The following is a 20,361-nucleotide window of genomic DNA, read 5'->3' as shown; positions in this document are numbered from 1 at the left end:
ATAAGTGTGGCTGCATTTTAGCAGTCGTCCATACTTTGTCACTCGTTATACAAAAAAGGCGGCTCGCTATTAACGGCCGCCTCTTATTGACATAGATATGCCTATTTTACTTCTACACCGGCAGCTTGCTGATCAGCATGGTAACTTGAGCGTACCATTGGACCACACGCAGCGTGGGTAAATCCTATCTCTTTCGCGTAATCACCTAGAGCATCAAACTCAGTAGGGTGCACATATCGCTTCACAGGAAAGTGGTGACGGCTGGGCTGTAGGTATTGACCTAGCGTCAGCATATCAACGTCGTGATCCCGAAGGTCTCTTAATACACCTTGGATCTCTTCGTTTTCTTCACCCATACCCATCATCAAACCTGACTTGGTTTTAATGTGAGGGTGCTGCGCTTTAAACTTCTTAAGCAAATCAAGCGACCACTGATAATTGGCACCAGGACGACATTCGCGGTAAAGGCGAGGAATGGTTTCTAAGTTGTGATTGAACACATCAGGCTCACCATTTTTAAATATCTCAAGCGCACGGTCCATTCGCCCTCTGAAATCGGGTACTAGCACTTCAATAGTGGTAGTAGGGCTGTGCTCTCGAATGGCATTAATACAATCTACAAAATGCTGTGCACCGCCATCGCGTAGGTCATCTCGGTCAACAGACGTAATAACCACATAGCGAAGGTTCATCTCTGCAATGGTTTTAGCTAGCTTTTCAGGCTCTTCAGCGCTTGGGGGTAATGGCTTACCGTGAGCAACATCGCAAAACGGGCAGCGACGTGTGCATATATCACCCAAGATCATGAACGTTGCAGTACCATGATTAAAGCACTCAGCTAAATTTGGACAGCTTGCTTCTTCACAAACCGAGTGCAGATTGTTCTTTCTAAGCGTACGCTTGATGTGATCAATTTTTTCCGTAGAGCGGGGGAGTTTAATCTTGATCCACTCAGGCTTCCTCAGCATTTCTTCCTTTTCAGTGGGAACAATGGTGATTGGAATGTGTTTTACTTTTTCATCATCTCGGAGTTTTACCCCCGCTGTAGGTCGTGCGTTACTCATCAAAACCTTCTTTATATGTTGTTTCCGTAAAGGAAAGCGCCTCTAGTAATAAGCGTACAAGCTCATCGCCAGCCTGTTCAAGCGAATCGGGACCGTTAAGACGCGCGGTGTCCGTCATTTCCATACCTGCATAGCCGCATGGATTAATACGCTGAAACGGTGATAAATCCATATTAACATTTAACGCTAGTCCATGAAATGAGCAACCATTACGTATTCTTAAGCCAAGTGAGCAGACCTTTTGCTCGTTGACGTAAACGCCTGGTGCATCTGGCTTGGGATAAGCACTAATATCATGGGGGGCTAGCAATCCTACCACCGCTTCTTCCATTGCGGTGACGAGGTGTCTTACGCCTAATTTTCTACGTTTAATGTTTAGAAGCAGGTAAATTACCTGCTGACCTGGGCCGTGATAGGTGACTTGACCACCTCTATCAACTTGTACAACAGGAATGTCGCCAGGCAATAATATATGTTCTGCTTTTCCAGCTTGACCTTGTGTAAACACAGGGTCGTGTTCCACTAACCAAATTTCATCAGTAGTGTCATTGTCACGCTTATCAGTAAAGCGCTGCATTGCTTGCCAAATAGGTTCGTAAGATTGACGTCCCAACTGGCGAATAATGACGTCACTTTTGGAGTTAACGTCATCGCTGGCTTTAACAACCTGCTCTTGCGTACTCACTTACAGAACAACCCTAACTAATTCTAGCTTAGCCAGCTCGGTGTAAATGGTTTCCATATGTTCTTTGCTGGTTACTCGTACGCTTAATGACAATGAGTGATAGCTGCCTTTGCTGCTAGGCTTTATAGCAGGCACATAATCACCAGGCGCGTGCTGCTGCAAACACGATATTACCTGTTCAGGTAAGTCTTCATGGGCAACGCCCATAATTTTAAACGTCTGGTGTGTGGGAAAATCTAACAGTTCGTCGAAACGGGTATCCATGCGATATTCTCGGTATGTAAACTTTATATAAAAAAACGGCCAGATTGTATCAATCTGGCCGCTTCACAACTAGGTGTTAACGCAATTATTTATTCGTCGTCAAAACCAATTTGAAGCATTATGTAATCTTTTAGGCGGTTGAACATGCTGCCTTCCTTCACTTCTTGAAGTGTAACAAGGGGATAGCTGGCTACGTCTTCACCACCAAGCTGAAGGTAAAGTTTTCCAACAACTTGTCCTTTTGCCAGTGGTGCTTCAAGCTTTTTATCTAGCTCAAAATTAGCTTCTAGGTTCTCAGCTTGACCGCGTGGAATGGTAATGGGGGTAGATTGATTAATTCCAAGGTCCACAGTTTCTCTGTCACCCATGTAAATTCGGTGTGCCACAAAGCTCTGACCTGCTTCATAAGGAATGACGGTTTCGAAAAAGCGGAAGCCGTATTTAAGTAGCTTCTTATTTTCAACCTTACGCGCTCGCTCGCTGTCGGTGCCCATAACAACTGAAATCAGGCGCATGTCGCCTTGCTCTGCTGATGTGATAAGGCTGTAACCTGCATCAGATGTATGTCCAGTTTTGATACCGTCAACATTGAGGCTTTTATCCCACAACAAGCTGTTGCGGTTATATTGCTTAATGCCGTTAAACGTGAATTCTTTTTCGCTGTAAATCGCATACATTTCTGGCGTTTCAGCAATAAGTGCGCGAGATAGCACTGCCATGTCACGGGGGGTGGTGTAGTGGTCTGGGTCGTGTAAACCATGTGCATTAACCCAGTTGGTGCTGGTTAATCCAAGGGCCTGAGAATGTGCATTCATCATGCTTGCAAAGGCCGATTGAGAGCCTGCTACATGTTCTGCCATTGCCACACATGCGTCGTTACCTGATTGCACCACAATACCGCGAAGTAAGTCGCTTACTGAAACCTGAGTACCTACTTCGATAAACATTTTCGAAGAATCTGGAAATTTCTTCGCCCATGCGTTTTCTGAAATAGTGACTTCATCATCTAAGCTGATATTGCCAGACTGAAGTTCCTTACCTATTACGTAGATAGTCATTATTTTAGTAAGACTTGCTGGAGCGAGCTGCATATCAGCATTTTTTTCCGCAATAACATGACCTGTTTCAAAATCAGTAAGCAAAAAGCCTTCTGCGGCTACAGTAGGCGCTGGGGGGGTAACAACAGCAGCGTGAGCAATGTTAAAAAATACGCCGAGCAATAAGAAGGCAAATGACAGTGAAGGCGCTTTAGCGCGTTTAATTATTTTTAGCATGGTTTATTTCTTTTACCGAGTTATATCCGTGTGAGTTTACAGCTACTCTTAGATTGACGTTCTCACCACTAAGACTACCCATCAAGAGCGATTAGTAATTGCATATCAAAATGACATATAGAGATTGTCATAGAAATTGCGATAGAAATTACACTAGAGATTGCAATAGTACCGAAGTCTATCGCAAGGCTGAACATAGGACTAGGGTTTACCGAAAAAGTTTCGATGAAAGTGCTATTGAGGCTGTCTTATTGCATAAGCATGTGGGTAGCCGTTTTGTTTAAGCTGACTTAACACGTCTTCAATCATTTGTTCGTCTTCAATAGGACCAAGCTGAAGTTTGTAGATATTGTTACTTACAGGAAGATGGGCGGGGAGCTGATATAAAGCAGACAACACATTGCTTATGGATTTTGCCTTCTCTGCGTTAGATAGGGCAGCAACCTGAATAAATATACCGCCAGCGTTGATGGGGCTTTCATTTTGGGTGGCTGTAGACTGTTTATTGCGTTGTGCTGTGTTTTCTACAGCTTCAGACTGAGCCATCTTAATTGGCGCTGCGTTACTCGTAGCAATCTTATCCGGAACACCTATACCCAAGTATTCATCATAACTGACGGTGGGATTACTCCCTATCGTGACGTTATTGTCTTCATCGAAATGAATGACCTCTAGTTTTACCTTTGCAGTGCCTTTGCTGTGATAGCCCAGCTTCACCGCAGCGGCATAAGACAAGTCAATAACCCTATTGTCATGAAAGGGGCCCCGATCGTTTACACGAACAATAGCTTGTTTATTATTCTCTAAGTTTGTCACTCTCACGAAAGAGGGTAGAGGCAAGGTTTTGTGTGCTGCACTCATGGCAAACATATTGTACGTTTCACCATTTGACGTAAGGTGGCCATGAAACTTCTGACCATACCAACTGGCATATCCCACCTTTTCGTAGCCTTTGCCTGAGGTCATCGGCGTATAATGTTTGCCAAGGACTTTGTAGGGTCTGTTGTTAAAGGTGCGGTAGGCTTCGAACTTAGGCACAGCGTCGAGGGTTTCTGGCAGTTTAGCCACGTAATTAGGGGCGGAGTCTTGTGATTGTGTATAGCGACCAGTTTGGCCTGACTGACATCCGCTTAACAGTAACGTCGATACACATGAGAAAAGCAAAAAGCCTCGGGTATTTGCGTGAATGATGCGCTTAACCAAACTTGGCGAGTTTAACAACGAAAGCAACGGCAACAAAACCGATGGCAACGATAACAATATACGACAAAACTGATGCATTAGCTTCGAAATTTGCGGGCGCATTGAAATTGGCAAGGTCATCGGGATATTAAACGTTTTTGCGTTGCTATAGACATAAGAATGCCAAAACCCGCCATTAATGTCACCATTGATGTACCGCCATAACTCACTAATGGCAATGGAACACCCACGACAGGGAGTAAACCGGATACCATGCCCATGTTTACGAATACATAGACAAAAAAGGTTAAGGTAATACTACCACCGAGTAATTTTGAAAAGGCGTCTTGAGCCCGACTAGAAATGATTAAACCGCGTAAAATAATGCACAAATAGATAGCCAGTAGTACCATAACGCCGGTTAGACCAAACTCTTCACTAAAAACAGAAAAGATAAAGTCGGTATGCCGCTCAGGTAAAAACTCTAGTTGAGACTGTGTACCTTGAAGCCAGCCCTTGCCCTCAACGCCACCGGAACCAATCGCTATCTGAGATTGAATAATATGATAGCCCGAGCCAAGTGGGTCGCTCTCAGGATTTAAAAACGTTAATACCCGCTGCTTCTGATAATCTTTCATTAAGAAAAACCACATGATAGGGGCAAATGCGCCAATAAGCGCACCTACCAAAGAGATAAGGCGCCAGCTCATCCCTGCAAGAAAGATGGCAAACACACCAGAGCTTGCAATAAGTAACGATGTTCCCAAATCAGGCTGCTTGGCAATGAGCACCGTGGGCACTACCACCATAGTAAAGCCTAGCGCAATATGATGCGTTCGCGGGGGTAGGGTATGTTTACTAATATACCATGCTACCATCATTGGTACGGCGAGTTTCATCAACTCCGATGGTTGAAAACGAATAAAACCAAAGTCAAGCCAGCGCTGCGCGCCTTTTCCCATGTCACCAAAAAGTAAAACGGCAACTAACATAAGTAGCCCCACCGCGAAGGCAAAAGGTGAGAGACGTCGATAGAAACCAGGCGGCAATTGAGCCAGTATTGCCATAACGACAAAGCTCAGACCTAAGCGAGTAAACTGTCGCTCCATTTGCGCCATATCTTGACCTGACGCAGAATAGAGTGTGACTAGTCCAACGCCACTTAAGACCAACAGGCCAAGCAGCAACCAGCCATCCACATGGATACGCTGTAAAAAGCTTATTTTATCTGGCGTGATTGCCGTTCTTTTCATTATTCGTCGAGCTCGCTGTCGATACTTGCGGTTTCAAAACGTCTGTCTCGAAAATAAAAATCCATTAATTTCCTTGCTATAGGCGCCGCATTAGAGCTTCCGCCACCGGCATTTTCTAGCACCACCGTAATAGAAATTTCTGGGTTGTCGAAGGGCGCAAAGCCAACGTAGAGGGCGTTGTCGCGAAGCCTTTCATCCACTTCGTCAGCGTTGTACTTTTCGTCTTGCCCTACGGTAAATAACTGAGCGGTTCCCGTCTTGCCCGCAGATTCATAAGGCGTGTCGGCGAAGGCAAAGCGTGCGGTTCCCTCTTCGCCATGAACTACATCGTGCATAGCATTTAATACAATATCGAGGTTCTTCTCATCGTTAATCTGGATTGGGCGCGAGGTTTTCAATGGGATCAGGTCGTCTGTGCCATCAAGGTTTCTGTAACCGCGAATGATCTGAGGTATATAGCGCTCGCCTCGGTTGACTAACGTGTTGATTGAGTGGGTAAGCTGAATAGGCGTGGCGGTCCAAAAGCTTTGTCCGATGCCTACAGGAATAGTATCACCAATATACCAAGGCTGATTAAAGCGGGCGCGTTTCCACCCTCTGCTTGGCATATTCGCATCGGATTCTTCGTACAAATCGATACCCGTGTAATCACCAAAGCCGAAATTTCGCATGGCCTCACTGATTTTATCGATACCCAAGTTATAGGCTAAATCGTAATAGTAGGTGTCACAGGACACTTCGATCGCTTTCGCAATGTCCACTTCACCATGACCCCACCGTTTCCAGTCTCGCCAAACGTGATCTACGTTAGGTAATCGGTAACGGCCGTTATCTTTAATAGAGTAGTCCTCATTAACTACGCCGTCTTCTAGCCCAAGCAACGCCAAATGCGGCTTTATGGTAGATGCTGGTGAGTATTGGCCCTGTGTAGCGCGGTTAATGAGCGGCCGGTTTGGTGAATTTAATAACGCGGAGTAATTTTTACTGCTGATACCGTGAACAAATAGGTTCGGATCGTAGCCAGGGTTAGAGTAGAGCGCCAGCACGCCGCCAGTCTTAACTTCTGAAATTACTACTGCACCACGAGTACCTTCTAAAATGCGCTGAACTTCTTGTTGCAAAGTCAGGTCGAGGTTAAGAACAATATCCTTGCCTGGTGTGGGCGGCTCTACGTTTAATACACGTATTATCCGTCCTTGGTTGTTCACTTCAACCTGTTGGTATCCTACTTCACCATGGAGAATTTCTTCATGGTACTTTTCGATACCAAGCTTGCCAATATCGTAGGTGGCGGCGTAGTTATCTTCTTGACCGGCTTCAACTATCTTTTGTAAGTCCCGTTTGTTAATGCGTGCAACGTAGCCCAGTACGTGGGTGAGGGTTTCTGCATAGGGGTAATGGCGAGCAAGACGAGCTTCTATTTGCACCCCCGTAAATTTATGTTTGCTGGCTGAAAAAATTGCCACCTCTTCTTCAGATAGCTCTGTGCGTAATACAATAGGCTTGAAGCGGCGAGTCCCCTTTAAGTTTTTCTGAAAGCGTTTAATTTCGTCATCAGTAATATCCATCAGCGTGCTAATTCGCGCCAATGTTTCATCGATGTCGTCAACTTTTTCTGGGATGACTTCCAAACTAAACACGGGTCTATTTTCGGCAAGCAATACACCATTTCGGTCGTAGATTAACCCACGATTTGGCGCAACAGGCAGTACTTTAATGCGGTTGCCATTTGAACGAGTTTGATAGTCATCGTGTTGTGTAACTTGCAAGGAGTAAAGATTGTTAAGCACGATGCCTAGCATGGCGGTAACAATGATAAAGGCAATGGTTGCACGACGGGCAAACAGATTGGCTTCCGCGGAATGGTCGCGAATAGCTTGGCGCTTACGGTGCATTGAATTCCTTTGCATTAATGACTGCTTCTATTCTCTATGATAAGGATGATTCTGTGTTACTGACCATGCGCGGTAAACGCTTTCTACAAGGATAATACGAACCAAAGGGTGGGGAAGTGTTAGCGCTGATAATGACCACTTTTGTTCAGAAGCCGCTATGCAAGAGGGGGCTAATCCTTCAGGACCACCAATGAGCAAGCTAACATCTCTACCGTCCATCTTCCAATTATCTAGCTGTTTTGCCAGCATGGGTGTATCCCATGGCTTTCCGGTTACTTCAAGCGTCACTGCGCGGTTGCCTTTGGGTATGGCCGCCAACATCTGCTCACCCTCTTTTTCGAGGATCCGTTTGATGTCCGCATTTTTTCCACGTTTGCCGGCCGGTATTTCAGTGATGCTCACAGGCATATCGCTAGGGAATCGACGGATAAACTCGTCGACGCCCGCGGATACCCATGAAGGCATTTTTGTTCCCACAGCAACTATTTGAATCTTCAACACTGCACCATGAATGACAGTCCTAACCTTAATGGGTGTTGTGGATGAAAATAAGACATGCTTATTGCTTACTCTGTAAGGGCAAGGCCTATGACCAGAGCTTTTCTAGCTGATAAAAGTCTCGGGTTTCATCTTGCATAACGTGCAAAATGACATCGCCGAAATCAACCAGTACCCATTCTCCGGTGTCTTTGCCGTCAACGTGTCCAGGCGCATGCCCAGCGTTTTTCGCTTCAACCAATACATTCTCTGCAATTGAGGATACGTGACGTTTTGAATTACCAGAACAAATGATCATGGTATCTGTAATGGTCGACTTACCTCTAACATCAAGCTCAATGATATCACGGCCTTTCATGTCATCTATTTTGTCTTTAACAAACTGCTTAAGTTGTAGACTCTCCAAGTGTTTTCCTCTTATCTTTCTTCAATATATAACTGGTTGGCATCAATGTAATCAATGACGCTGTTTGGTATCCAGTTTTCAATAAAATCTTGAACGGCTTTATCTAAAGCCCCTGCGTTTTTTTGGGTTATGGTATTGCGCAACTGCGTTGACGAAATTGCTTTAAGGGGAGTATCAACTAACAATACATGTCCATTTTTACGTTGATGTAACTGCGCCGCATCTCGAGTAACAACAGGTTTGAGCCAATCTGCTACAGCCGGTGGCGGTGCAAAATTTTCGTCATCTCTTCGCATTACAATAAGGTGACAATACGCTAATAAGCATTCCCACTCGTACCACTTATCTAGATTATACAGTGAATCGGCACCAATGAGAAAACAGATTGTCTCGTCGGTTTGAGAATTTAATTCTCGCAGCGTTTTTACTGTATAAGATGGGGAAGGGAGAGAGAGCTCAATCAGCTCTGCGTGAAGCTTGGGGTTTTCTTCGCAACACAGATTGATCATATTCACTCTGTGTTTCTCAGACACTGATACCGATTTATGAGGCGGTAACTTGCATGGCATCAGGTAAACAGAGTCAATTGCTAAGGTTTCTGAGGCATTGAGCGCAGGCGTAATGTGACCGTAATGGGGTGGGTTAAACGTACCGCCCAATATCGCTTTTAACGCCACAGCTATTTATCCAATAACGGAATATTAGCTAAATTTACACCCATAAACATCATACACAGGTGGCATAGCTTTACATAAGGACGGGATATAACTTGTTGCTTAAAGGCAAGGTCGGCTTGACTCAACGCGTGTTGAATACTTTCTAACTGTTGCAAAGAAAGACGCTGCATTGCATTTTGATATACCGCCTGTTTATTTCGCCAAATGCCAAATCTCTGCCATTGAATAGGCTGTCCTTGTTGTTCAGCCGCTTTTAAATTCCACAGCTGTTCCCATTCTCTCACTAATGCCCAAATGATTATATTTGGCTCTAAACCCTCACTTTCTAATCGGTAAAGCATTTTAATACAGCGGGTGCTTTCTCCATTAAGCATCACATCAACAAGCTGAAAAACGCTGAAGCGAGATTGATCGACCATGGCTCGCTCAATTTGCTCATCGGTTACAGACTGATGCGGATAAAGCAGCGCAAGTTTATCTATCTCTTGTTTTGCGGCAAGAAGGTTGCCCTCACAAAAGTCGGAAATCATTTTTGCGCCATTTGCCGATACAGAAAGCTGATGCGAGGTAAGCTGCTGGTTTATCCATGTGCTTAATTGGCGTCCTTCAAGGGGATAACATAGTGTGGATGCGCCTATTTCGTCGAGAACTTTAAACCATTTTCCACGCTGTACGTCTTTACCAATTTTAGGCCCATGAATTAATAACAGCATGTCTGGGTTGAGTTTAGCGGCGACTTCTTGCAGCATTTTACTGCCCTCAGTGCCTGGCTTACCGGTAGGAAGTTCTAGCTCAATAAATTGCTGGCTTGAAAACAGAGACATACTTTGTGTTGCCTCAAGCAGCTGGTTCCATGAAAAACCGGTGTCAGCAACCAGGGTAGTTCTCTCGTCAAATCCCTTTGATTTTGCTTGTGTTCGAATTTGCTCGATAACGTCGAACTTCTGCTGCGGCTCGTCTCCAAACACCAAATAACAAGGTCTCAGACCTTTTTTGATATCTTGATGAAACTGGTTTGGGTAAATTTGCATGCCTAGTTGTCAGTCATCATTTTTCAATGTCCAATGCAGCAACCGCTTGACCGGATAAGCGTCTAATGATCATATCTGCTGCCTCGGCGCGCATTTCATCAAGCATTAAATCCAGCTCTCTCGATTTTGCCAATACCTGATCGGGGTCATCTTGATAATCACGCACCACTTCAAACTGCGCCGTCAAAGGCTCTTTGTTAGGAAAGGACACGCGATAACGCACCACATAAATGAGGTCGTACTCCGCGACTTGACCTGATGGATAAACGGATAAAAGTTGGCGTTCCAACTTTTCCGGTAAAAGGTAGATGCTGATGTTCTCACTCGGTGCGCTGTTGCTACCCCGTTCTTGTGACTTTAATCCGTAAATGTTCAATCTATTGTCGAGCGCACGCGCTAAGGGCGCATGTGCTCGGGCACTTTCAATTACAATAGTGTTGATATTGTCAGGGAGGCTGGGAGCGCCACGCAGATGAAAACCACAGCTGCTAAGGGTGCTGACTATCGCTGCAATACCGACTAATTTTAAAAGTGCATTCATTATCAATAGTCGCCTAGTTCGCTACAATGTTTACAAGCTTGCCGGGCACAACAATTACTTTTCGAATGGTTTTCCCATCGATAAATTGTTGGACATTCGACTGGGCGAGGGCGCTTGCTTCAATGTCCTCTTTGCTGGCATCAGCGGCAATGGTCATTTTGGCGCGTACCTTGCCATTTACCTGAACAATGATCAGCTTTTCGTCTTCAACAAGTGCGTCTTTGTCCACTTCTGGCCACGGCGCAATATCAATATCTTCGTTATGTCCAAGCACCTTCCACAATTCATGGGCAATATGCGGTGTAATTGGGTTAAGCAACAGAAGCACAGACTCGGTCGCTTCGCGCATAATAGCAATGTCCTGCACATCATCTTGCGGCGCTTTTTGAAGGTGATTCAGTAGCTCCATAATGGCAGCAACAGCTGTATTAAAAGTTTGTCGACGGCCAAGGTCGTCGCTTACCTTTTGAATAGTTTTGTGCAGTTCACGACGAAGAGCTTGCTGTGGTTTATTGAGCGCCTTCACGTCTAGCGCATCAGGAGTCCCTTTTTCAACGTGCTCAGTCACTAGCTTCCAAATACGACGAAGGAAGCGGTTAGCGCCCTCTACACCCGAATCTACCCATTCAAGAGTTTGTTCAGGTGGAGCAGCAAACATAGTAAACAAACGCACCGTATCTGCACCGTACTGATCGATAACTTCTTGCGGGTCAATGCCATTGTTCTTCGACTTCGACATTTTTGTCATGCCGCCGTGAGTGACAGGGGTGTTATCAGCGGTAAGCCATGCGTTAACAATACGGCCTTTGTCGTCTTTTTCAGTGGTTACTTCAGTAGGCGAATACCAGGTTTTCTTACCTTTATCGTCTTCTCGATAGTAAGAATCTGCTAGCACCATGCCTTGGCATAGTAAGCGCTTAAATGGTTCGTCTGAGTCTACCAAGCCTTCATCGCGCAATAATTTGTGGAAAAAGCGAGAGTAGAGTAGGTGCAATATTGCATGTTCTATTCCACCAACATATTGGTCAACAGGCAGCCAGTAGTTAGCTGACTTCGGGTCTAGCATGGCATCGGCGTTAGTTGCACTAGCATAGCGGGCGTAGTACCACGACGATTCCATAAAGGTATCAAACGTGTCCGTTTCACGCAGAGCGGGTTCACCATTGTAGGTTGTTTTTGCCCATTCAGGATCCGCTTTGATAGGCGAAATGACGCCGTCCATCTCTACGTCTTCCGGTAGCTCAACAGGAAGTTGCTCCGCCGGCACAGGCGCAGATTCACCGTTTTCTAGCCTTAACATTGGGATAGGGGTACCCCAATAGCGCTGACGACTTACCCCCCAATCTCGTAGGCGATAATTCACTTTGCGTTTGCCGCATTCTTTACTTTCCAGCTCATCTGCGATGCCGTTAAATGCCGCATCGAAATCAAGACCATCAAACTTTTCAGAGTTAATTAATGTGCCTTTTTCAGTGTAGGCAGACGCTGAAAGGTCGCATTTATCTTCATCACCTTCTTTGGCGGCAATAACTTGCTGAATGGGCAGATTGTACTTTGTTGCAAACTCCCAGTCTCGTTGATCGTGCCCAGGAACGGCCATTACAGCGCCAGAGCCGTATTCCATTAGTACGAAGTTAGCAATCCAAATTGGTAGCTTTTCGCCGGTAAGCGGATGAACAACCTCTAATCCTGTGGCGCAGCCCTTTTTATCCATAGTGGCCATTTCTGCTTCAGCAACTTTAGTATTTTTGCATTCGTCGATAAAACGAGCGATGTCTGGATTTGACTGTGCTGCAAATTCTGCCAACGGATGTTGGGCAGCAACAGCAACATAAGTAACGCCATAAAAAGTATCAGGGCGGGTGGTGTAAACAGTAAGATCGGCGATATCATTGACGGGTGACGCCAAATTAAAAGTAATGTCTATCCCTTCAGAGCGACCAATCCAGTTCGCCTGCATGGCGCGCACTTGGTCAGGCCATTCTTCAAGCTGTTCTAAATCGCTTAATAATTCTTCAGCATAATCGGTTATTTTGATAAACCATTGAGGGATTTCTTTTTGCTCAACTAACGCACCAGATCGCCATCCGCGGCCATCAATAACTTGTTCATTAGCCAACACCGTCTGGTCAATGGGATCCCAGTTCACTGTTGAGTTTTTCTTATAAACCAGCCCTTTTTCGTAAAGGCGGGTGAAGAACCATTGTTCCCAACGATAATAATCAGGTTTACACGTTGTAACTTCGCGGTCCCAATCGTAGCCAAAACCAAGCGAGCGAAGCTGGGTTTTCATATAATCGATATTAGAATAGGTCCACTTAGCAGGCGCCGTATTGTTGTTGATTGCTGCATTCTCAGCAGGCAGACCGAACGCATCCCAACCCATTGGCTGCATGACATTTTTTCCCTGCATACGCTGGTATCGGCTGATAACATCGCCAATGGTGTAATTGCGCACGTGACCCATGTGCAGACGTCCGCTTGGGTAAGGGAACATTGATAGGCAGTAAAATTTTTCTTTATCTACGTCATCAATTGCTTTGAAAGATTGATTATCTTCCCAATACTGCTGAACGCGTTTTTCTATATCTTTTGGGTTGTACTGATTATCGGCCATGAAACTTAGGCTTCCGCATTATTAAGTTGAAACGTTCTTACTTTGCTAGATGGTCGTTATTCTTGGCTCAAAATGGCGCCCAAGAATGGCACCAAAAGGTGATAAACAACGAAAATGTAGCGAGTTGAGTACTTATTTAGCCGCATAGAATACCCCACGGGAGAGTCATGCCTCAATAGCTTAACGTATATGAGCGGGATTTTTATTGCCACTTGCTGTAAAAATAAGCAAGTGGCGGTGTGTGTTTGTCTGATTCTTGTTCATTTGCGCTACGAAATCGTGGCAACGGGCGATAAGGGTTTGACACCCCAGTTAAATAGAGTTTCACTTACCTAAAAGCACTATAAAAAGAATGATATGTCAGTTGACAGTAAAGCCTTTGCGTTAGCTACCGATGCCTTAACGCCCACAATAAACAGACGAGTAATAAACAGCGCGCTTAAAGACGAGCAGGCGCTCAATGCCACCTTTATTGGACAAGAAAGGGCGAGAGAAGCCTTGACCTTTGGTTTAGGGATCGATGCCATTGGGTATAATTTATATGTGATGGGTGAACCTGCCACTGGTCGATTTACATTGGTAAAAGACTACATAGAGCGGCAAGTTGCGCGGTTGAGCTCGCCTGATGACTGGTGCTACATCAATAACTTTGACGAAGAGCGTGAGCCCGTGGCCCTTCGTTTTCCTCCTGGCGGTGGTAAGGTTTTTCAAAAAGATATCGCCCAACTTATCGACGACGTGTTAGACACATTTCCAGTGGCTTTCGACAACCCTGGATATCAGCGCAAACGCGCCTCTATTTCACGAGATTTTGAACAAAAGTACGACGAGGCCATCGACGCGGTAGAACGCTATGCCAACGCCAATGATATTGCTATGTTCGAAGAGAGTGGCGCCATCACATTTGTTCCTATTGTCGACGGTAAACCCGCCAACGACAGTCACGTTGCTACGCTGAGTAAGCAGCAGCGCCAACACTTTTATACACTCGTGGATGAACTAGAGAATAGATTAAGCGAAGGCTTGTTAAGTCTCCCAGCGTGGAAGCGTGAAAACTCTGAGCGTCTTCGAGAGCTTGATAGGGGGACTGCAGAGCAGGGAATTAAAACCCTAATAAAAGACCTTGAGCATCAGTATGCCGCAAATCTCGGTGTGATGAAGTACCTTAAGCAGCTAAAAACTGCTTTGGTCGACGCTATTCTCGTTATTCACCAAGAAGAACAGAAAGAAGAAAAAAGTGACGACTTTGACAAAAAGATATTTTTGGAAGAGCAGCTTTTACCTAATGTATTAGTGGCCAATAAGCGCGACGATGCTGCCCCCGTTATTTATGAGCCTAACCCCACTTACCAAAACTTATTTGGAAAAATTGAATATACCAACATTAACGGCAGTGTGTTTACTAATTACAGAATGATTCAGCCAGGTGCCTTACACCGCGCTAATGGTGGTTATTTATTGTTGGATGTTGACCAGCTTATCGAGCAGCCCTATGTATGGGAAACGTTAAAACTAGCTATTAAATCTGGGCGATTAAGAATGGATTTACCCCAGCAAGACGTTGGCATGGTCAATAACATTACGCTAAATCCACAGCCCATTGACTTGACTGTTAAGATTGTTCTGCTTGGTTCTCGAGATTTGTATTACACCTTGCAAGACTTTGATGACGAATTCGATGAGCTATTTCGGGTGTTGGTGGATTTCGATTTAGAAATTCCAGTCACTCGTCAAACTCTATTCGATTTCGTTGGAAAAATCCGTGCGCATTTAGCGTCATTAGGGCTCAAGGGTATTACCGCGAATGCCATGTGTCGCTTGGTCCAATTTTCATTGCGAAAAGCTGAACATAAAGAAAAGCTATCGGCACACTTTGCAGATGTGATAGAGCTAGTTAATGAAGCGCATTATTTCTGCGCTATGGCCGGTGCCAGTGAAATTGAACTTGGACATTTAATTACCGCCCTTGATGCAAAAAAGCGTCGAACCGGTCGAGTCAGTCAAACTTTGCTAAACGATATAAAGGAAGGCCACGTTCTTATCGACACTGAAAACAAAGCAGTGGGTAAGGTTAACGGGCTGACGGTTTTAGATGTAGGAGATACGGCGTTTGGCACACCTGCTCGTATAACGGCAACGGTATTTGCCGGCGCAAGTGGCGTGGTGGATATAGAGCGGGAAGTCGAGTTAGGGCAGCCCATACACTCTAAAGGGGTTATGCTGCTTAATGGTTACTTGGGTAACAAGTATGCTCAACATTTTCCCTTAACCCTTTCGGCCAATATTGCCCTTGAGCAATCCTATGGTCACATTGATGGTGACAGTGCATCGTTAGGTGAGCTGGTTGCGCTTATTTCTGCGTTAACGGAGATCCCTTGCCTACAAACCTTGGCCATTACAGGGTCAATAAACCAATATGGTGAAGTGCAAGCTGTGGGGGGCGTTAATGAAAAAATTGAAGGTTTCTTTGACCTTTGCCAATACCGCGGGCTTACAGGAACTCAAGGCGTTATTATACCTAAATCTAATGCTATTAATTTAGTGTTAGATGCAACCGTCGTGGATGCGGTGAAAAAAGGGCTGTTTCACATATACACAGTGGAAACTGTTGATGATGCGCTTACTATATTGATGCAGCAAGAAGCGGGCAAACTAAGTAGTAAGGGAAGATACCCGAAAAACTCAATTAACTATCATGCCGTAAACAGGCTATACAATATTGCGTTAATTGTTAGCGGTGGCGATGGAGAGTAAAGCGCGGCATTGTCACTACAATCAGGTGACCGCCACGCTTTTAACGTTAATGTCGGTCGGCCCTAGGCAACTCAATACTAGTTCGCAGCATAACTAATGAGTGTCGACTATTTGGGTGGCATCCGAAGGCCACCGTCCAAACGTATAGTTTCGCCATTAATATACGTGTTATCTGCGATTTGCATAACCAGTTTTGCAAATTCTTCAGGTAAGCCTAAACGCTTTGGAAACTGAACATTTGCTGACAGAGCTTCTTGCACTTTTTCTGGCATAGCAAGCAGCATAGGCGTACCCATCACGCCGGGCGCGATTGTATTCACGCGAATACCTAGTGGCGCCAAGTCTCGAGCCATAGGTAGGGTAAGACCAATGATGCCGCCTTTACTCGCAGCATAGGCCGTTTGGCCTATTTGGCCTTCATAGCCGGCCACCGATGCCGTATTAATGATAAGGCCACGTTCACCTTCATCATTGATAGGAGACTGTTTTGCCATTGTTGCAGCAACAAGCCGTGCAACGTTAAAGCTGCCAACAAGATTAATGTCGATGGTTTTTTGAAAGTCGCCAAGGGGGGCAGGGTTGCCTTCTCTGTCGAGTAAGCGTTTTGCTGGAGCAATACCGGCGCAGTTAACCACCATACTTATGGCGCCAAATTTTGCAGTGGTAGCGTCGATTCCTCGTTGAACCTGCTCTTCATCGCGAACGTCTACGTGAGAAAAAAGCGTGCCTTCTTCACCTAGTTCAGATACGCGCTGGGCGCCCTGTTCGTTATTTAAATCGAAAAGACTGACTTTAACGCCGGCGCCTCTAAGCGCAACCGCAGTTGCATGGCCCAAACCAGAGCAGCCGCCAGTGACTATTGCAGTAAGATTAGTTAACAACATTGATATCCCGTTTGTTCTCGTTGTTTTAACAAGATTTTAACGGGATTTGGTAGGAAAAACTATGGCGCTAGCCTATGCTAGCACCAAAAGCTTTCTTATTTTGGCAACTGAATTTTACAGTCTTCGCCAGGACGGTAAATAATAAGCGTGTGACCTATGACCTGAAGCTTGTGTGCGTTAGTTTCGCGAACGATAGCATCCATTATCAACGATTTTTCTTCGCGATCGTCAGAGGGCACTTTTACTTTGATCAATTCGTGATGATTTAAGGCGCTATCAATTTCCGCTACTACGCCCTCAGTGAGGCCGTTTGAACCAAGCTGTACGATTGGTTTCATTGGGTGAGCTAGGCCTTTAAGAAATTGTTTCTGTTTATTTGAAAGTTTCATTTAATAAATATTCTTACAATTATTCTGTTAGTTTATGCTTGAAATAACGTATTCTAACGCCATCTCCCCTACAATCCTAATAACATTGTAATTGAATGACAAAAAAGAACCAATCCGCCAGCAGTAAACGCTGGCTCAAAGAACATTTCGACGACCATTATGTGCAAAAAGCGCAGAAAGAGGGTTGGCGGTCTCGCGCTATCTACAAGCTGGAAGAAATTCAGAATAAAGATAAATTAATCAAACCTGGAATGACATTGGTCGATTTAGGTGCAGCCCCTGGTGGCTGGTCACAGCTCTCTGCAAAGTTAGTCGGCGACAAAGGTCAGGTCATCGCTTGTGACATTTTACCTATGGATTCCATTGTAGGTGTAGACTTTCTTCAGGGTGACTTTCGCGAAGAAGAAGTTTTAAATGCATTATTGAACAGAATTGATGGGAACACCGTAGATATAGTGTTGTCTGACATGGCACCTAACTTAGCTGGTAATTCGGCGGTGGATCAGTCTCGTTCTATGTACTTGTGTGAGCTGGCGTTGGATATGTGTCATCAAGTATTGAAGCCGGGTGGCTCATTCGTCATCAAAGTGTTTCAAGGTGAAGGTTTTGTTGAGTTTATGAATTCACTTAAACAATCTTTCACCACCATAAAAACGCGGAAGCCTGCTTCGTCGAGATCACGGTCTCGTGAGGTGTATTTGGTGGCTTGTGGGTATAAAGTGTAGTACGCTTTGAATTAAGCGATTTTTGTTGCGAACCGTTTTGCATATTGAATAAACAACTTGTTCAAAACCGCATCGGTTCGGATTTATAGAGGTTAGTAGCATTGAGCGACATGGCAAAAAATTTAATCTTATGGTTGGTTATCGCCGTTGTATTGATGTCGGTTTTCCAGAGCTTTTCACCGAGTGAATCTGCTCGTTCACAAACTGACTACACAACATTCCTAAGAGAAGCGGAGCAGGGCAATATCCGTGAAGTTCGCATTAACAATGATGGCGAAATTCGCGGCACTAAGCGCTCTGGCGAATCTTTTCAAACCTTTGTACCTTACTTCGATGACAAGCTGGTTTCAGACTTGGTGAAAAATGACGTAAGAGTTTATGGAGAGCCACCAGAGGAGCAATCACTCCTCGCATCGATATTTATATCGTGGTTCCCAATGTTACTGTTAATTGGTGTTTGGATATTCTTTATGCGCCAGATGCAGGGCGGCGGTGGCAAAGGCGCCATGTCTTTCGGCAAGAGCAAGGCGCGCTTGTTAGGCGAAGATCAAATCAAAACGACGTTTGCAGACGTTGCGGGTTGTGACGAGGCAAAAGAAGATGTGTCTGAATTGGTTGACTTCTTGCGCGATCCTTCGAAATTCCAAAAGCTAGGCGGTAAAATCCCGAAAGGCGTATTAATGGTCGGTCCTCCGGGAACGGGTAAAACGCTGCTAGCAAAAGCCATTGCCGGTGAAGCCAAAGTGCCATTCTTCAGCATCTCGGGTTCTGACTTTGTTGAAATGTTTGTGGGTGTAGGCGCATCACGCGTTCGCGATATGTTCGAACAAGCGAAAAAAGCAGCACCCTGTATTATCTTTATTGACGAGATAGACGCTGTCGGACGCAAGCGTGGTGCTGGATTAGGCGGTGGTCACGATGAGCGTGAACAAACCCTTAACCAGATGTTAGTTGAAATGGATGGCTTTGAAGGTCACGAAGGGATTATCGTTATTGCGGCAACTAACCGCCCAGACGTACTCGACCCTGCGTTACTTCGTCCAGGTCGTTTTGACCGTCAGGTTATTGTTGGTCTTCCCGATATTCGCGGTCGTGAACAAATTCTTAAAGTGCACATGCGTAAAGTGCCTATCGCAGACAATGTTGAAGCATCATTGATTGCTAGAGGAACACCAGGTTTTTCTGGTGCTGACTTAGCAAACCTAGTGAACGAAGCTGCTCTATTTGCCGCCCGCGGTAGCAAGCGTGTCGTTGCCATGGAAGAGTTCGAGAAAGCGAAAGACAAAATCATGATGGGCTCTGAGCGTAAGTCTATGGTGATGTCTGAGTCTGAAAAAGAAATGACAGCATATCACGAAGCAGGACACGCAATTGTAGGTCGTATAGTGCCTGAGCACGACCCTGTATATAAAGTGTCAATTATTCCTCGTGGTAGAGCACTTGGTGTCACTATGTATTTACCGGAGAAAGACCGCGTAAGTCATTCTAAGCAGCACTTAGAGAGTATGATTTCGAGCTTGTTCGGCGGTCGAATTGCAGAGCAAATCATTTACGGCGATGACAAGGTGACTACCGGTGCATCAAACGATATCGAGCGTGCTACTGATATCGCTCGTAAGATGGTAACGCAATGGGGATTATCTACTAAGATGGGACCTATGCTGTACGCAGAAGAAGAAGGCGAAGTTTTCCTCGGTAATTCAATGTCGAGAGCGTCAAGTATGTCTGACGACACAGCCCGTGCCATCGATGCTGAAATTAAATCACTGATCGACCGTAACTACGACAGAGCGCAGCAAATTCTAGAAGACAATAAAGATGTTCTTCATACGATGAAAGACGCGCTTATGAAGTATGAAACCATCGATGCTAAGCAAATTGATGATTTGATGAACCGTACCGAAGTGCGTCCTCCTGCAGACTGGGACGACAGCAAACCATCGGGTGGCGACAAGCCTAGTGGTGGTTCGCCAGTGAAAGAAGGTGAAATTAAAAACGACGGTGTAGATAAACCATCAGTCGGTAAGCCAGGGGATATTCCTAGCTAGCACCTCTTTACACTATTTTTTGTAATTCAAAAAACGCCAGTTAATCTTGGGCTGATACTTAAATAGGGATCTGAAAAGTCAGATCCCTTTTTTTATTTCATAGTGAAATCAGTTGTTTAATAGTGATGTAATATCATAAATCGCATTCGAGAGCAGATTTATATACAATAAAAA

General features: G+C 45.0%; 18 protein-coding genes. 3 read left to right on the top strand and 15 right to left on the bottom strand.

From position 1 onward, the window contains the following. Positions 1 to 101: 101 nt before the first annotated feature. The 13 genes from lipA to leuS all read right to left on the bottom strand — a co-directional run bounded on the left by lipA (position 102) and on the right by leuS (position 13,387). Complete coding sequence (gene lipA, locus GTQ48_RS13015; protein WP_032096513.1) at positions 102 to 1,064, bottom strand: lipoyl synthase; 963 nt, start codon at positions 1,062 to 1,064, stop codon at positions 102 to 104. Beyond that, complete coding sequence (lipB, locus tag GTQ48_RS13010; RefSeq protein WP_239060130.1) at positions 1,057 to 1,641, bottom strand: lipoyl(octanoyl) transferase LipB; 585 nt, start codon at positions 1,639 to 1,641, stop codon at positions 1,057 to 1,059. The genes lipA and lipB overlap by 8 nt, the downstream gene beginning before the upstream one ends. 108 nt (positions 1,642 to 1,749) lie before the next feature. Next, on the bottom strand, positions 1,750 to 2,013 hold the full coding sequence (gene ybeD / locus GTQ48_RS13005; protein WP_032096512.1) for a DUF493 family protein YbeD: 264 nt from the start codon (positions 2,011 to 2,013) through the stop codon (positions 1,750 to 1,752). A gap of 89 nt (positions 2,014 to 2,102) precedes the next feature. Further along, positions 2,103 to 3,287 carry a serine hydrolase gene (locus GTQ48_RS13000; RefSeq protein WP_052010217.1) on the bottom strand — a complete coding sequence of 395 codons (1,185 nt, stop codon included), beginning with the start codon at positions 3,285 to 3,287 and terminating at the stop codon, positions 2,103 to 2,105. 234 nt (positions 3,288 to 3,521) lie between these two features. Continuing rightward, positions 3,522 to 4,610, bottom strand: a complete 1,089-nt coding sequence (locus tag GTQ48_RS12995; protein WP_239060122.1) for a septal ring lytic transglycosylase RlpA family protein — start codon at positions 4,608 to 4,610, stop codon at positions 3,522 to 3,524. Beyond that, positions 4,607 to 5,722 carry a rod shape-determining protein RodA gene (gene rodA, locus GTQ48_RS12990; RefSeq protein WP_163107066.1) on the bottom strand — a complete coding sequence of 372 codons (1,116 nt, stop codon included), beginning with the start codon at positions 5,720 to 5,722 and terminating at the stop codon, positions 4,607 to 4,609. The genes GTQ48_RS12995 and rodA overlap by 4 nt, the downstream gene beginning before the upstream one ends. Beyond that, the gene (gene mrdA, locus GTQ48_RS12985; RefSeq protein ID WP_163107065.1) at positions 5,722 to 7,617 is read right to left on the bottom strand and encodes a penicillin-binding protein 2; all 1,896 of its coding nucleotides are present in this window, start codon (positions 7,615 to 7,617) and stop codon (positions 5,722 to 5,724) included. Before mrdA ends, rodA begins: the two co-directional genes overlap by 1 nt. Positions 7,618 to 7,644: 27 nt before the next feature. After that, a complete protein-coding gene (rlmH, locus tag GTQ48_RS12980; RefSeq protein ID WP_163107064.1) occupies positions 7,645 to 8,115 on the bottom strand; it encodes a 23S rRNA (pseudouridine(1915)-N(3))-methyltransferase RlmH in 471 nt (156 codons plus the stop codon). Between the two features lie 88 nt (positions 8,116 to 8,203). Then, a complete protein-coding gene (gene rsfS / locus GTQ48_RS12975) occupies positions 8,204 to 8,521 on the bottom strand; it encodes a ribosome silencing factor (protein WP_032096508.1) in 318 nt (105 codons plus the stop codon). Positions 8,522 to 8,532: 11 nt separating this feature from the next. Beyond that, on the bottom strand, positions 8,533 to 9,198 hold the full coding sequence (nadD, locus tag GTQ48_RS12970) for a nicotinate (nicotinamide) nucleotide adenylyltransferase (RefSeq protein WP_163107063.1): 666 nt from the start codon (positions 9,196 to 9,198) through the stop codon (positions 8,533 to 8,535). A gap of 2 nt (positions 9,199 to 9,200) precedes the next feature. Then, complete coding sequence (gene holA / locus GTQ48_RS12965; protein ID WP_163107062.1) at positions 9,201 to 10,229, bottom strand: DNA polymerase III subunit delta; 1,029 nt, start codon at positions 10,227 to 10,229, stop codon at positions 9,201 to 9,203. A gap of 16 nt (positions 10,230 to 10,245) precedes the next feature. Next, positions 10,246 to 10,770, bottom strand: coding sequence for an LPS-assembly lipoprotein LptE (locus GTQ48_RS12960; protein ID WP_163107061.1), 525 nt, complete (start codon positions 10,768 to 10,770; stop codon positions 10,246 to 10,248). 13 nt (positions 10,771 to 10,783) lie between these two features. Then, the gene (leuS, locus tag GTQ48_RS12955; protein ID WP_163107060.1) at positions 10,784 to 13,387 is read right to left on the bottom strand and encodes a leucine--tRNA ligase; all 2,604 of its coding nucleotides are present in this window, start codon (positions 13,385 to 13,387) and stop codon (positions 10,784 to 10,786) included. Positions 13,388 to 13,744: 357 nt separating this feature from the next. Here leuS and GTQ48_RS12950 point away from each other — a divergent pair, with 357 nt between their 5' ends. Further along, positions 13,745 to 16,141 carry a Lon protease family protein gene (locus GTQ48_RS12950; RefSeq protein WP_163107059.1) on the top strand — a complete coding sequence of 799 codons (2,397 nt, stop codon included), beginning with the start codon at positions 13,745 to 13,747 and terminating at the stop codon, positions 16,139 to 16,141. Between the two features lie 107 nt (positions 16,142 to 16,248). Here GTQ48_RS12950 and GTQ48_RS12945 read toward each other — a convergent pair whose 3' ends face one another. Continuing rightward, positions 16,249 to 17,025: an SDR family NAD(P)-dependent oxidoreductase gene (locus GTQ48_RS12945; RefSeq protein WP_163107058.1), complete on the bottom strand. Its 777-nt coding sequence runs from the start codon at positions 17,023 to 17,025 to the stop codon at positions 16,249 to 16,251. A 95-nt stretch (positions 17,026 to 17,120) separates the two neighbouring features. After that, complete coding sequence (yhbY, locus tag GTQ48_RS12940; RefSeq protein WP_163107057.1) at positions 17,121 to 17,414, bottom strand: ribosome assembly RNA-binding protein YhbY; 294 nt, start codon at positions 17,412 to 17,414, stop codon at positions 17,121 to 17,123. Positions 17,415 to 17,509: 95 nt separating this feature from the next. Between yhbY and rlmE the strand changes: the two genes are divergently transcribed. After that, positions 17,510 to 18,139, top strand: a complete 630-nt coding sequence (rlmE, locus tag GTQ48_RS12935; RefSeq protein ID WP_163107056.1) for a 23S rRNA (uridine(2552)-2'-O)-methyltransferase RlmE — start codon at positions 17,510 to 17,512, stop codon at positions 18,137 to 18,139. Between the two features lie 101 nt (positions 18,140 to 18,240). After that, positions 18,241 to 20,187 carry an ATP-dependent zinc metalloprotease FtsH gene (gene ftsH / locus GTQ48_RS12930; RefSeq protein ID WP_032096498.1) on the top strand — a complete coding sequence of 649 codons (1,947 nt, stop codon included), beginning with the start codon at positions 18,241 to 18,243 and terminating at the stop codon, positions 20,185 to 20,187. Positions 20,188 to 20,361 lie beyond the last annotated feature (174 nt).

It is taken from the genome of Alteromonas genovensis, from assembly GCF_010500895.1.
Taxonomy (GTDB): domain Bacteria; phylum Pseudomonadota; class Gammaproteobacteria; order Enterobacterales; family Alteromonadaceae; genus Alteromonas; species Alteromonas genovensis.
The sequence above is the reverse complement of the archived record's forward strand: the minus strand, read 5'-3'. Positions and strand labels throughout refer to the sequence as shown.

What these genes read in the sequence shown, in the direction of transcription:
- GTQ48_RS12960 (WP_163107061.1), bottom strand. Translation starts at nt 10,770, where the DNA reads ATGAATGCACTTTTAAAATTAGTCGGTATTGCAGCGATAGTCAGCACC.
- lipA (WP_032096513.1), bottom strand. Translation starts at nt 1,064, where the DNA reads ATGAGTAACGCACGACCTACAGCGGGGGTAAAACTCCGAGATGATGAA.
- rodA (WP_163107066.1), bottom strand. Translation starts at nt 5,722, where the DNA reads ATGAAAAGAACGGCAATCACGCCAGATAAAATAAGCTTTTTACAGCGT.
- yhbY (WP_163107057.1), bottom strand. Translation starts at nt 17,414, where the DNA reads ATGAAACTTTCAAATAAACAGAAACAATTTCTTAAAGGCCTAGCTCAC.
- ybeD (WP_032096512.1), bottom strand. Translation starts at nt 2,013, where the DNA reads ATGGATACCCGTTTCGACGAACTGTTAGATTTTCCCACACACCAGACG.
- GTQ48_RS12950 (WP_163107059.1), top strand. Translation starts at nt 13,745, where the DNA reads ATGTCAGTTGACAGTAAAGCCTTTGCGTTAGCTACCGATGCCTTAACG.
- holA (WP_163107062.1), bottom strand. Translation starts at nt 10,229, where the DNA reads ATGCAAATTTACCCAAACCAGTTTCATCAAGATATCAAAAAAGGTCTG.
- lipB (WP_239060130.1), bottom strand. Translation starts at nt 1,641, where the DNA reads ATGCAGCGCTTTACTGATAAGCGTGACAATGACACTACTGATGAAATT.
- leuS (WP_163107060.1), bottom strand. Translation starts at nt 13,387, where the DNA reads ATGGCCGATAATCAGTACAACCCAAAAGATATAGAAAAACGCGTTCAG.
- GTQ48_RS12995 (WP_239060122.1), bottom strand. Translation starts at nt 4,610, where the DNA reads ATGACCTTGCCAATTTCAATGCGCCCGCAAATTTCGAAGCTAATGCAT.
- GTQ48_RS12945 (WP_163107058.1), bottom strand. Translation starts at nt 17,025, where the DNA reads ATGTTGTTAACTAATCTTACTGCAATAGTCACTGGCGGCTGCTCTGGT.
- GTQ48_RS13000 (WP_052010217.1), bottom strand. Translation starts at nt 3,287, where the DNA reads ATGCTAAAAATAATTAAACGCGCTAAAGCGCCTTCACTGTCATTTGCC.
- rlmE (WP_163107056.1), top strand. Translation starts at nt 17,510, where the DNA reads ATGACAAAAAAGAACCAATCCGCCAGCAGTAAACGCTGGCTCAAAGAA.
- mrdA (WP_163107065.1), bottom strand. Translation starts at nt 7,617, where the DNA reads ATGCACCGTAAGCGCCAAGCTATTCGCGACCATTCCGCGGAAGCCAAT.